The organism is Microbacterium sp. Y356 (genome assembly GCF_059445355.1).
In genome coordinates this window covers 1085817-1098095 of record NZ_JCAIUE010000001.1, presented here as the reverse complement: position 1 = coordinate 1098095, position 12279 = coordinate 1085817, and the positions used below count along the sequence as shown (strand labels likewise).

Below are 12279 nucleotides of genomic sequence, written 5' to 3'. Positions count from 1 at the left end.
GTCTTCGACTTCAGCGTCTCGAGGGATCCGCTACTTGGGTCGCACGGCTACCGGAACGGGCTCGACAGCGAGGTGTACGCGGTCGCCGAACGCGGGGTGGAACTGCGCGTCGTGTTGCACGCGCACCAGCTCGCCGGAATCGGTCTTCACGAGAGTGCGGCGGATGCTGCCGAGGAAGGTGCTTTCCTCGACGATGCCGCTGGTCGCGGCATCCGCTTCGCCCGCGAAACGCAGGTTCTCCGGGCGGAGATGCACCTCGACCTCGCCCTCGGCAGGCGAGTTGGTCGGCAGGTCTCGGCCCCAGACCGTCACACGGCCACCCGCGGCTGTGCCCGAGACGATGCTGGAGAGACCGACGAAGGCAGCGACGTGTGCGGTGGCGGGCCGCAGATACAGCTCTTCCGGGGTGTCGATCTGGTCGATGCGTCCGGCATCCATCACCGCGATGCGGTCAGAGACGGCCAGCGCCTCCTCCTGATCGTGCGTAACGAAGACCGTAGTGATGCCCAGGCGCAGCTGGATGCGACGGATCTCGTCGCGTAGCTGCACGCGCACTTTAGCGTCGAGCGCCGAGAGCGGCTCGTCGAGCAGCAGCACACGCGGTTCGGTGACAAGGGCGCGGGCGAGGGCCACGCGCTGCTGCTGCCCACCGGACAGCTGGTGCGGGAACCGATCGGCAAACGCTTCCAATCCGACCAGTGCGAGGGCATCCATCGCCCGCGTGCCGGCCTTCGCCTTGCCGACGCCGCGACGCCGCAGACCGAACGCGGTGTTGTCGACAACGCGCAGGTGGGGGAACAGCGAGTACGACTGGAACACCATGCCGATGTCGCGCTTGTTCGTCGGCACGCGCGAGACGTCTTGGCCGCCGAGGAGCACGGCGCCGCCGTCGGCGCGCTCGAGTCCGGCGAGCACTCGCAGCGCCGTCGTCTTACCGCAGCCGGACGGGCCCAGCAGCGAGACGAACTCCCCGGGGGCGATGTCGAGGTCGACGCCGTGCAGCACCCGATTCGTGCCGTAGCTCTTCTCGACGCCCTGGAACTGCACGCGCGTGCCCTCGCCGGCTTCGGCGAGCAGGAGATTGTCGGCGGTGGCGGGCAGAGCAGTCACGGGTTGGCCTTTCTGTTGCCGCGGGCGACGCGGCCGATGATGAGCAGCAGCAGGAAGCAGAACAGCAGCGCCAGCAGTGTGAAGATCGCTGGGGCGTAGGCGTCCTGCTTGTTGATGACGACCAGCGCGGTCTGGAAGACCTGCCTGTTCAGGAGCGAGGCGATCGTGAACTCGCCGAGCACGACAGCGATGGAGATGAGGGAGCCGGCAAGCAGCCCCTGACGGATGTTCGGCGCGAGCACCTTGAGCACGACGACCGGCCAGCTCGCACCGAGCGATCGGGCAGCCTCGGCGAGGGTGCGCAGGTCGGCGGCGTCGATGGATGCCTGGATCGAGCGGTACGCGAACGGCAGCACGATGATGCCGTAGGCGAAGGCGAGCGTCCAGGTGCCCGTGCCTAGCGTGCGACCGATCTGCAGGTAGATCGGAGCGAGACCGACCACGAGCACGATCGCCGGGATCGAAATTGGCAGCAGCACAATGAATTCGAAGAACGGTTTGACCTTCGGGAAGCGCAGATTCACCAGGATCATCGTCGGCGCCAGCAGCAGGAGCACGATTGCCACGGTAACGACGGCGAGGACGAGCGAGTTTCCGAGGCCCACCCAGATCGGCTTGATTGCAGCGGATGCCGCGGGGTCGAACAGCGCGACCCAGCGGTCGAAGGACATGCTGCCGTCGCGTCCGCGCAGCGTGTAGAGGAACGTCGAGACCAGCGGGATCGCGAAGAAGGCGCCGACCATGATGCCGATGATCCATCGGGTCGCGCGGGACGGGGCGAGGCCATTCATGACTGCCACCTCGCGGCTCGCCGCTGGATGATCGAGTACAGGCCCATGACGATGCCGACCACGACGATCATGCCCAACGCCAGGGCGCCAGCGAGGTTCTCCCGACCGAGCAGGGTCTCGCTGGTGAGTGCGGCGCGGATCTGCAGCGGCACGATCTGCGAGCCCTGACTGGCGAGGGCCGCGGCCGTGGCGTACGAGGAGAACGCGTTCGCGAACAGCAGCAGCAGGCTCGCCAGGAACGCCGGGGCGAGCACCGGGAATCCGATGTGCGCCCAGAAGCTTGAGCGGGTGCCGCCGAGTGTGAGATTGGCCTCGGCCCACTGTGGCTTGAGCGCTGCGAGAGCGGGCATGAAGGTGATGACCATGAGCGGCACCTGGAAGTAGATGTAGGGCAGGATCAGGCCGGGCAACTCGTAAAGCCACACGCCGTCCTTGAAGATGTCGACGCCGAGGTCATCCCTGAGAAACGCGGTCACGACGCCCTGGACGCCGATGGTCGCGATGAACGCGAACGCCAGCATGACGCCGCCGAACTGCGCGAGGACGCCGGCCGCGGCATCCACCGCCTGCCGGGTCGCGCCCTGCGGATTCATGCCGAGCAGGGCATAACAGACGAGCGCGCCGACCAGCGCACCGACGACGGCGGTGAGCAGCGACAGCCACGCGGATGCCGCGAAGGTGTTCAGCACGACCGGATCGGCGAGGGCTTTGACGTTTTCCCAGGTGAAGGTGCCGTCATCTGCGAAGAAGCCGGACCCGATCGCGAGCACCGTCGGCACGGCGAGGAACAGCACCACGTACGCGGCGAAGGGCACGAGCCCCAGCCACGCCGCGGATGCCCCAGACCGCCGGGCCGTGCGAGATGGCCCGGCGGTGGAAGGGGCGGATGCCGTGGCATCCGCCCCTAAGGTGATTGAGGTCACTGGACCGCCGCGGCCCACTTCTCGCCGAGAAGCGTGCCGGCGTTGCTGCTCTGCTCCTCGGTCGGCACGACCGTCTCCTCCGGAGCCTCAGGGAGAGCTGCGGCGAGGTCGGCGTCGATGGTGCCGGCCTCGGTCATGGCCTCCATGCGGGCCGGACGTGCGCCGCCCTTCAAGTAGAGGTTCTGCGCGTCGTCGCTGTAGAGGAACTCCTGCCACAGGCGTGCCGCTGCCGGGTTCGGGGCATCCTTGTTGATCGCCTGGTTGTAGTAGCCGGCGTAGCCGATGCCGTCGAAGACAACGACCTCCCAGTCCGGGTTGTCGGTCGTGTGCGAGGCGTTCAGGTAGTCCCAGTCGAAGACGATGGGCGTCTCGCCGCTGGCGACGGTCGCGGTGGTGGCATCCACCTTGAGGAAGTTGCCGGCCCCCTGCAGCTCGCCGAAGAAGTCGATGCCAGGCTGGAAGTCATCCAGCGTGCCGTCGGACTGAATTGCGGCCAGGCCGACCGCGGCGAAGGCGGCACCGGCCTGGGTCGGGTCGCCGTTGATCGCGACGGCGCCCTTGTAGTCCGCGCCGAGGAGGTCTGCGAGGTCGGCGGGTGCCGGGAACTTCGACGTGTCGACGCCGACGGACATGTATCCGCCGTAGTCGCCGACGAACAGGCCGGTCGACTCCTTCAATGCGTCAGGGATCTCGTCCCAGGTCTGCACCTGGTACGGGGCAAACACATCGGTGTGCTCGAGTGCGACGGCGAGGCCCAGGTCGAAGACATCGGGGGCGGTGTCGAGGCCCTGGTTGGTCTCGGCGGCGGTAATCTCGTCCGCGCTGGAGACGTCGGGGGACTGCTCGTTGATGGTGATCTCGGGGTAGCGCTCGGCGAACAGGTCGAGGATCTCGCCGTAGTTGGCCCAGTCGCGGGGGAGGGCGATGACGTTCAGCTGGCCCTCGGCCTTGGCTGCGGTCTCAAGGTCTTCGAACGAGCCGAAGTCCGCGAGCGAGGTTGCGGTCGCCGCATCCGCTCCGGAATCGGTGCCGCCTCCGGTAGCAGTGTCGGCAGCGCAGGAGGTGAGTGCTAGGGCCGCGGTCGCGGCCAAGGCGATGCCGGCGACGAGTCGCGTGCGGCGGGGGAAGAATGCCATGAGGTGTCCTCTCGGTATCCGGCCACGGGTAGGCCGAAATCGGGTTGCGAGAGGAAACTATTGGATGGGAATGACTGGCGGGCGCGGCCCTGGTGAACGCAAGGTGTCTGTTCTGTGGCGGACGGATGTGGCGGGTGCGGGCAGCAGTCGTCGAGCCCCCGTCTACGCGCCGAGCCCCCGTCGTATTGACGTCAATACGACGGGGGCTCGGCGGCAAGACGGGGGCTCAGCGCGGGGCGGGGCTCAGGCCTCGTCGTCCTCCGGCGTGAAGTCGACTCCAGCCTCAGCGCGCTGCGCATCGGTGATCGGTGCCGGCGCCGAAGTCAGCGGATCGAAACCGTTGCCGGTCTTCGGGAACGCGATGACCTCGCGGATCGAGTCGGTCTTGGTGAGGTGCTGCAGCACGCGGTCCATGCCCAGCGCGATGCCACCGTGCGGCGGGGCACCGAACTTGAACGCGTCAAGCAGGAAGCCGAACTGCTCATCGGCAACCTCATCGCTGATACCCATGACCTCAAAGACGCGCTTCTGGACGTCCTCGCGGTGGATGCGGATCGACCCGCCGCCGAGTTCTGAGCCGTTGCAGACGATGTCGTATGCGTAGGCGAGCGCAGATCCTGGATCAGTGTCGAACGTGTCCGCGAACTCCGGCTTAGGGCCGGTGAAGGCGTGGTGAACGGCTGTCCAGGCGCCAGCGCCGACGGCGACGTCACCAGATGCCACAGCGTCGGCCGCAGGCTCGAACATCGGGGCGTCGACCACCCAGGTGAATGCGAAGACGTCTGGATCGAGGAGGCCGAGACGGCGACCGATCTCCACGCGGGCAGCGCCGAGCAGCGCACGGCCTTCCTTTGCAGAACCGGCGGCGAAGAACACGCAGTCGCCTGCGGCAGCGCCCACGAGGTCGGCGAGGCCGGCCTTCTCAGCATCCGAAAGGTTTTTGGCGACAGGGCCGCCGAGCGAGCCATCCTCGTTGAACAGGACGTATGCGAGGCCACGCGCTCCGCGCTGCTTGGCCCAGTCCTGCCAGGCATCCAGCTGCTTGCGTGGCTGGCCGGCGCCACCAGGCATCAGCACAGCGCCGACGTAGTCGGCCTGGAACACGCGGAACGTGGTGTCCTTGAAGTAGTCCGTCGCCTCGACGAGCTCGAGACCGAAGCGCAGGTCGGGCTTGTCGGAGCCGTACTTCGCCATGGCGTCTGCGTAAGTGATGCGCGGCAGCGGAGTGTGGACCTCGACGCCGATAGTTGCCCACATCGCGGGGATGACAGCCTCCATCATCTCGATGATGTCTTCCTGGTCGACGAAGCTCATCTCGATGTCGAGCTGGGTGAACTCCGGTTGACGGTCGGCGCGGAAGTCCTCATCGCGGTAGCTGCGCGCCATCTGGTAGTACTTCTCGATGCCGCCAACCATGAGCAGCTGCTTGAACAGCTGCGGGCTCTGCGGAAGGGCGTACCAGCTACCGGGGTGCAGGCGAGCGGGCACGACGAAGTCGCGGGCGCCCTCAGGCGTGGAGCGTGTGAGCGTCGGAGTCTCGACCTCGACGAATTCTCGTGTCTCGAGCACCTCGCGTACTGCCTTGTAGACCTTCGATCGCAGTCGCAGAGCGGCTGCCGACGTTGGACGACGGAGATCAAGATAGCGGTACTTGAACCGAACATCCTCACCGATCGTCTCGGTGTCACCGAGTCCGGTGGACACCTGGAACGGCAGGGGAGCGGACTCGTTGAGAACTTCGACTTCGGATGCGATGATCTCGATGTCGCCGGTGGGGAGGTTCGGGTTCGCGTTGCCTGCGGGGCGCTGCGAAACCTGGCCAGTCACCTTCAGCACGAACTCGCTGCGCAGCGGGTGTGCAGTCTCTTCGTCGCGGATGACCACCTGGGCGATGCCGGAGGCATCGCGGAGATCGATGAACGCGACTCCTCCGTGATCACGACGACGATCAACCCACCCCGTGAGGGTGACGGTCTGACCAATGTGTTCGGCTCGCAGGGAGCCGGTCGTGTGAGTGCGAAGCACGGAAGATTCCTCCAGTTCAGTAAAGGGAACTCCGCCATTCTACGTGGGCACGTCGTGCGTGCCGTCGCGCCTGACTCACCGCTGCGACATCCCTAGACTGACCTCATGCCTGCCGACCGCCTTCATCTCGTCCGCCACGGCGAAGTGCACAATCCCGAACGGGTTCTCTACGGTCGCCTTCCGAATTATGGGTTGAGTGAAGCAGGCAAGGCGATGGCGCGGTCCGCCGCAGAGTACATCGCGGGACTCGATCGCTCGGTGACCTCGTTGCGCTGCTCGCCCTTGCAACGCGCTCAGGAATCAGCAGAGCCTTTCACCGCGATCTTCGGGCTGGACCCGATCATCGATGAACGCGTCATCGAGCCGACCAACGTCTTCGAAGGCACGCGGATGAGTCGCTCACTGCGCAACCCGCTCAATTGGTGGCACCTGCGTCGACCATCGGTTCCCAGCTGGGGCGAGCCGTACGCGTTGATCGCCGATCGTGTGGAAGAGGCAATGAACAGCGCCTGGCACGAGACCGACGGTGGCGACGTCGTGTTCGTCTCGCATCAGGCGCCGATCTGGATCACACACCTTAATGTCGCTGGACTCCCGCTGCGCCACGATCCACGCACCCGCCGCTGCGCGCTGTCGAGCGTGACCTCCTTCGAGCGGGTCGGCGATGTCTGGCGGGAAGTCGACTACGCCGAACCCGCTGCGACCGGCGGCGCCGTCGACGTCGGCGCCGTCTGAGCCGCTGCGTCTACATCACGCGCTCAATTCCTGCACAACGAACGCCGCGGCCAGCTGTCCTGCGGCGGCAGCCTGGATGACGGATGCAACAGGCCCCGGCATCGTCGCGCGGTGAGCGAGATCACCCGCGGCGAAGATCCCGGGTGCGGAAGTGCGCCCGAAATCATCGATCTCGATCGCACCGCTGGGCAACATCTGTAGTTCTGACTGCGCGGCGAACGGAGCACGCTGCCTGATCGATCCGGCCGCGACGAACAGTCCGGCCAGCGCGGTGTCGGTTCCGCCGGCGGCGACGATCACGCCACCGTCCGGCCCCGGTCGCACCGAATCAACGACGTGGGCCGACACCCGTGCTCCCGCCGTCTCCAGCATTGCTCTCTCGTCTTCTGTCACGGCGACGTCGACGGGGAACACCGTGATTCCGCCGACCACCGGACTGAGCAGTGCAAGAAGGTGTCCTGCTCGCTGTCCGGCGCCGATGATGCCGATCTCGGCACCATTGAACTCGTGGCCGTCGCAGAACGGGCAGGCGAAGGCACGGTGGCCCCAGAGGTCATCGAGCCCAGGAACAGCCGGGAGATCATCGGTGACACCAGTCGCGAGGATGATTCGCCGTGCATGTTCGAACTCGCCGCCTTCGAGCGAGACCCTGAAGTCGTCTGCAGCCCCGACGATGCTCTCCGCCACGGCAGTCCTGAACTCCACATCGGGATAGGCCGATAGTTGCGCGCGAGCCCGTGCGCGGTGTTCGGCTGGGGGAGTACCGTCGTCGGCCAGCACGTTGTGCATATGAGACACCGGGCCATTTCGGTACTGTCCGGAGTCGAGCACGAGCGTGCTGCGATGCATCCTTCCAAGGGTCAGCGCTGCCTGCAGGCCTGCGGGTCCAGCGCCGATCACGATCGCGTCATACATGGGTGGGTTCCTCTCTGATCTTGCGTTCTGGACCAGTGTGTGACTTCATGTCAACATGAAGTCAAATACGTCGAGTTCATGGTCCGTCGGCGAGGTCGCGGAAAAGTTCGAACTGCCCAGCAACGTGCTGCGGCACTGGGAGAGCGTGGGGCTCCTTCGCCCCGAACGCGACTCGGCTGACCGCCGACGATATGGCGAGGATGACATCGTGCGCATCGCCGTGATCAAGCGAAGCAAGGCCGCAGGAATGACCCTGGAGCAGATTGCGGTGCTACTGGATGACGGACGCAGGGGGCGCCACGAAGTGCTCTATGCGCACCTCGCAGACATCGATCAACGGATGCTGGAGATGCAGCGCTCGCGTGAGATGACCGAGCATGCACTGCAGTGCAGCGCCCACGACATCACCACCTGTCCGAGGTTCAGAGCCGGGGTTGACGACGTGCTTGCCCGATTCTGAGAGGCCCGTCGATGCGTCCAGATCACCCATAGAATCCCAGGCTTAGACTGGTTGACGTGCCACTCGCTTCGACGATTCGACCGATTCGCGACGGCCGCCTCTCCCGCACTCGACCTTCGCGTCGTGTGGCCGGAGCCGCGTTCGCCGTGCTGTTCGCTGTCGCTCTGACCGCCTGCACCGCCGACCCCGTCGCTCAGCAGTTTCTCGAGGGCGATGACAAGGGTTACATCTCGGCAGAGCTCACAGTCGTTGAAATCGCTCCTGACGATCGTGGTGAACCCGTTGAGTTCGGCGGTGTCACAGAATCCGGCGACGAGTTCGCGAGCGCAGACATCGCCGGCGATGTCACGGTCGTCAACTTCTGGTACGCCGCCTGTGGCCCGTGCAGGGTCGAAGCGAAAGACCTTGAGTCGGTCTGGCAGGAGTACGAGGGCGACGGAGTCTCGTTCGTCGGCGTCAACACCTATGACCAGGCCGATACCGCACGCGCGTTTGCTGAAGAATACGACGTGACCTATCCGAGCCTCATCGACGTGGACAACGGCGACGCGAAGCTCGCATTCGCCACGGTCACTCCGATTCAGGCGACCCCGACCACGCTCGTGCTCGACAAACAGGGTCGCGTCGCAGCGCGCATCATCGGTCCACTTGATGGCCCGTCGATTCTCTCCACGCTCGTGCGGGATGCACTCGCGGAGAGCGCGTGAACACAAACGAACTGATCGGTTCCGGCGCACTCTGGCTCGCGATTCCGGTCGCAATGCTCGCTGGGCTCGTGTCGTTCCTTTCACCGTGCGTACTGCCGCTCGTGCCCGGCTATCTCGGCTTCCTCGGCGGTGCGGTGGCGCCGCGGGGCGCTTCTGACGCTGCGGGGAACGCATCAGCGACCGGACGTGGACGCCTTGTGCTCGGTGTGCTGCTGTTCATCCTCGGTTTCAGCGTGGTGTTTATCGCCTTCACCGTGATCGGCGGCACGGCGGCGGTCTTCTTCTTGCAGTGGGGCGAGCTGATCACCCGCATCCTTGGCGTCGTCATCATCGTGATGGGCCTCGTCTTTCTCGGGCTGTTCGGCTTCGCGCAGCGCGAGTTCCGCCTGCATGTCAACTCGAAGACCGGTCTGATCGGCGCGCCTCTTCTGGGGTTCGCACTCGGGATCGGATGGGCACCGTGCATCGGGCCGACGCTGGCCGCAATCACTGCAGTCTCGTGGACACTCGGCGATCCTGTCCGGGCCGGCCTCCTCGGCTTGGCGTACAGCCTCGGCCTTGGCCTCCCGTTCCTGCTCGTCGCCCTCGGTTTCGGCTGGGCAACGAAGACGATCGGGTTCCTGCGCCGCCACATCCGCATCGTGAACATCATCGGCGGGGCCATGCTCATCCTGCTCGGCATCCTGATGGTCAGCGGCCTGTGGACCGACATCATGTCGCGACTCGGGGCGGTGATGGGCAGTGTCATCCTCCCGCTCTGATTCCCGTCCAGATCTGAAGAACAAGGATGCTGTGAACAGCGACGCCTCCGATCCTCTGCGCCCCTCCGATCACATCGACGGCGATGGCGGGGGGATCACCCAACCGAAACTCGGCTTCGTCGGATGGCTGCGGTGGGGCTGGCGTCAGCTGACCTCGATGCGCACCGCGATCATCCTGCTGCTGGTGCTCGCGATCGCGGCGATCCCCGGCTCGATCTTCCCGCAGCGAATGGCCGACCCGAACGGCGTCACGCAGTGGCAGACTGACAACCCCGATCTGTTCCCTGTGCTCGACGCGTTGAACCTGTTCGACGTGTACCTTTCGCCGTGGTTCTCGGCGATCTATCTGCTGCTGTTCATCTCGCTGGTCGGATGCGTGATTCCGCGCATCAAGCATCATCTGAAGGCGCTGCGCGCGCGGCCGCCACGTACGCCGGCGCGACTGCAGCGGCTCGAAGATCACCGTGAGGTCACGCGACCTTCTGCGGGCGCAGGAGGCGCGGCGGATGCCGATGTTGAAGCATCCCGTGCGATCGATGTCGCGCAGAAGCAGCTCAAAGCACTCGGCTATCGCGTCGAACGCTACGACAGGGGCCGCACCTACTCGGTCTCTGCTGAGCGCGGATACTGGCGTGAGACCGGCAACCTGATCTTCCACCTCGCACTCGTCGGCGTGCTGCTCACCGTCGGCATCGGCGGCAGCTTCGCGTACACCGGACAGCGCGTGATCGTCGAAGGGCAGACGTTCGTCAACACACTGCTCGACTACGAGTCGATGAACCGCGGACGTTTCGTCAGTGACGACGCGCTCAGCCCCTATGCGGTGACCCTGGACTCGTTCGATGTGACGTACCAGGAGTACGGCTCCGCGGCATCCGGCCAGGCAGGCAATTTCTCCGCCAACGTGTCGGTGCGCGAGAACGGCGAGACGAGCGAGGACGCCGTACGGGTGAACCATCCGCTGAGCGTCACCGGCGACAAGATCTACCTGCTCGGCAACGGCTACGCGCCCACGCTTACCGTGCGCAACGCTGAGGGCGAGGTTGTTTACAGCAACTCAGTGCCCTTCCTGCCGCAGGACAACAACATGACCTCGCTCGGAGTGGTCAAGGTCACCGACGGGATGCCGCAGCAGCTCGGCATCGCGGCGTTCTTCTACCCGAGCGCGGCCAAGCTCGACACCGGCGCCTTCACCTCGGCGCACGGCGAGCTGCTGTCACCGTTGCTGACTCTGGATGTATACGAGGGCGACCTCGGCATCAACGAGGGAACACCTCGCTCGGTGTATGTGCTTGACACAGGAGAACTCACGAAGCTCACCGGCCGCACGACCGACGTCGCATCGATCGAACTGCAGCCAGGTGAGAGCGCCGACCTGCCGAACGGGCTCGGAACGATCACCTTCGAAGACGAGTCGCCCGCTGGCGCCACCAACTACGAGCAGTCGGTCAAGCGCTTCGTGTCTCTGCAGATCCACCACGACGATTCGGCCGTGTGGGTGCTCGTTTTCGCACTGCTCGCACTTGCCGGACTCATGCTCGCGCTGTTCGTTCCTCGCCGCCGTATGTGGGTCAAGGCGAGCGCCGCAGGCGACGCCGTGCAGCTTGAGTATGCCGGTCTTGCCCGCGGGGAAGACCCGACTCTTGCCTCCGCGGTCGATGATCTCGTCGCCGGCCACACACGACTGCTCGATGTCGGCCCCACCCTCGATAAGCCGCGAAAGTAGACTGGCACCATGGACCTCGATTCCCTCTCGATCCTGTTCATCTGGACAGCGATCGCGATTTACGCGGCAGCATTCATCGCCTACGCATTCGATCTTGCGCGGCGCTCAGAGGTGAGCGCTGATGCGCGTCTTGCGCGCGAGGGTGTGCTGGTCAGCGCCGGCGCCGGTGCGGCTTCTGGTTCGGTCCTGACCGCAGATGCGGCATCCACAGAGCCAGCCAAGCCGCGCTATCTGATGGCGCGAATCGGCACCACACTCACCACGCTGGCGTTCGTGTTCCACCTGGCGGCGACGGTGCTGCGCGGTATCGCCGCACAGCGCGTGCCATGGGCGAACCTGTATGAGTTCGCGATGATCGGCACCCTGCTGGTCGTTCTCGTCTATCTGTTGATGCTCACGCGCATCGACCTGCGCTTCCTCGGCACGTTCATCACGGGGCTGGTCATTGTTCTGATGGGGGCTGCGGCGATCAGCTTCTACGTCGGCGTTGTGCCGCTGATGGACCCGCTGAAGAGTGTGTGGCTCGTCATCCACGTCTTCGTGGCGTCGTTGTCGACGGCGTTCTTCGCGCTGGCGTGCGGACTGTCGGTGCTGCAGCTGATGCAGGAGCGTCGTCAGCGTCGCATCGCTGAGAACGCCGAGAAGCCCGGTCCGGCATTCCTGCGCACGCTTCCCACGGCCGACCGGTTGGAAGGCATGGCGTTCCGCTTCGCGATCGTCGGCTTCATCCTCTGGACCTTCACGCTCATCGCCGGCTCCATCTGGGCTCAGGATGCTTGGGGCCGCTACTGGGGCTTCGACGTCAAGGAGACCTGGACCTTCATCGTCTGGGTGCTCTACGCCGGGTACATCCACGCTCGCGCCACTCGCGGCTGGCGCGGCAATCGCTCAGCATGGCTGTCGATTGTCGGCTTCACCGCGGTGATCTTCAACTTCACGATCGTCAACGTCTTCTTCAAGGGTCTGCACGCGTACTCCGGCCTGAGTTGA

The 12279-nt window shown here is 65.4% G+C and carries 12 protein-coding genes; 6 read left to right on the top strand and 6 right to left on the bottom strand.

Translation table 11 applies throughout. From position 1 onward, the window contains the following. Window positions 1-30 precede the first annotated feature (30 nt). The 5 genes from AC1C2Q_RS05265 to aspS form a co-directional block, all read right to left on the bottom strand. Window positions 31-1110 (bottom strand): ABC transporter ATP-binding protein, encoded by a 1080-nt coding sequence (locus AC1C2Q_RS05265; RefSeq protein ID WP_495449267.1) that lies wholly within the window; start codon window positions 1108-1110, stop codon window positions 31-33. Continuing rightward, window positions 1107-1901, bottom strand: a complete 795-nt coding sequence (locus tag AC1C2Q_RS05260; protein ID WP_495449266.1) for an ABC transporter permease — start codon at window positions 1899-1901, stop codon at window positions 1107-1109. The genes AC1C2Q_RS05265 and AC1C2Q_RS05260 overlap by 4 nt, the downstream gene beginning before the upstream one ends. Beyond that, on the bottom strand, window positions 1898-2824 hold the full coding sequence (locus AC1C2Q_RS05255) for an ABC transporter permease (RefSeq protein ID WP_495449265.1): 927 nt from the start codon (window positions 2822-2824) through the stop codon (window positions 1898-1900). Before AC1C2Q_RS05255 ends, AC1C2Q_RS05260 begins: the two co-directional genes overlap by 4 nt. Then, window positions 2821-3960 (bottom strand): ABC transporter substrate-binding protein, encoded by a 1140-nt coding sequence (locus tag AC1C2Q_RS05250; protein WP_495449264.1) that lies wholly within the window; start codon window positions 3958-3960, stop codon window positions 2821-2823. Before AC1C2Q_RS05250 ends, AC1C2Q_RS05255 begins: the two co-directional genes overlap by 4 nt. 243 nt (window positions 3961-4203) lie before the next feature. Further along, the gene (gene aspS, locus AC1C2Q_RS05245; RefSeq protein ID WP_495449263.1) at window positions 4204-5985 is read right to left on the bottom strand and encodes an aspartate--tRNA ligase; all 1782 of its coding nucleotides are present in this window, start codon (window positions 5983-5985) and stop codon (window positions 4204-4206) included. Between the two features lie 105 nt (window positions 5986-6090). Between aspS and AC1C2Q_RS05240 the strand changes: the two genes are divergently transcribed. Next, window positions 6091-6720, top strand: coding sequence for a histidine phosphatase family protein (locus AC1C2Q_RS05240; protein ID WP_495449262.1), 630 nt, complete (start codon window positions 6091-6093; stop codon window positions 6718-6720). A 15-nt stretch (window positions 6721-6735) separates the two neighbouring features. On the opposite strand, the gene AC1C2Q_RS05235 is transcribed toward AC1C2Q_RS05240, so the two are convergent. Beyond that, window positions 6736-7635: an NAD(P)/FAD-dependent oxidoreductase gene (locus AC1C2Q_RS05235; RefSeq protein ID WP_495449261.1), complete on the bottom strand. Its 900-nt coding sequence runs from the start codon at window positions 7633-7635 to the stop codon at window positions 6736-6738. A gap of 55 nt (window positions 7636-7690) precedes the next feature. Here AC1C2Q_RS05235 and AC1C2Q_RS05230 point away from each other — a divergent pair, with 55 nt between their 5' ends. The 5 genes from AC1C2Q_RS05230 to ccsB are packed head-to-tail and all read left to right on the top strand — an operon-like array spanning window position 7691 to window position 12279. Then, entirely contained in the window at window positions 7691-8095 is a 405-nt protein-coding gene (locus AC1C2Q_RS05230) for a MerR family transcriptional regulator (protein ID WP_495429983.1), read from the top strand. 56 nt (window positions 8096-8151) lie between these two features. Beyond that, window positions 8152-8802: a TlpA family protein disulfide reductase gene (locus AC1C2Q_RS05225; RefSeq protein WP_495449260.1), complete on the top strand. Its 651-nt coding sequence runs from the start codon at window positions 8152-8154 to the stop codon at window positions 8800-8802. Further along, window positions 8799-9563 (top strand): cytochrome c biogenesis CcdA family protein, encoded by a 765-nt coding sequence (locus AC1C2Q_RS05220; RefSeq protein ID WP_495449259.1) that lies wholly within the window; start codon window positions 8799-8801, stop codon window positions 9561-9563. The genes AC1C2Q_RS05225 and AC1C2Q_RS05220 overlap by 4 nt, the downstream gene beginning before the upstream one ends. After that, window positions 9544-11289: a cytochrome c biogenesis protein ResB gene (resB, locus tag AC1C2Q_RS05215; protein ID WP_495449258.1), complete on the top strand. Its 1746-nt coding sequence runs from the start codon at window positions 9544-9546 to the stop codon at window positions 11287-11289. Before AC1C2Q_RS05220 ends, resB begins: the two co-directional genes overlap by 20 nt. A 9-nt stretch (window positions 11290-11298) precedes the next feature. Then, entirely contained in the window at window positions 11299-12279 is a 981-nt protein-coding gene (gene ccsB / locus AC1C2Q_RS05210) for a c-type cytochrome biogenesis protein CcsB (protein WP_495449257.1), read from the top strand.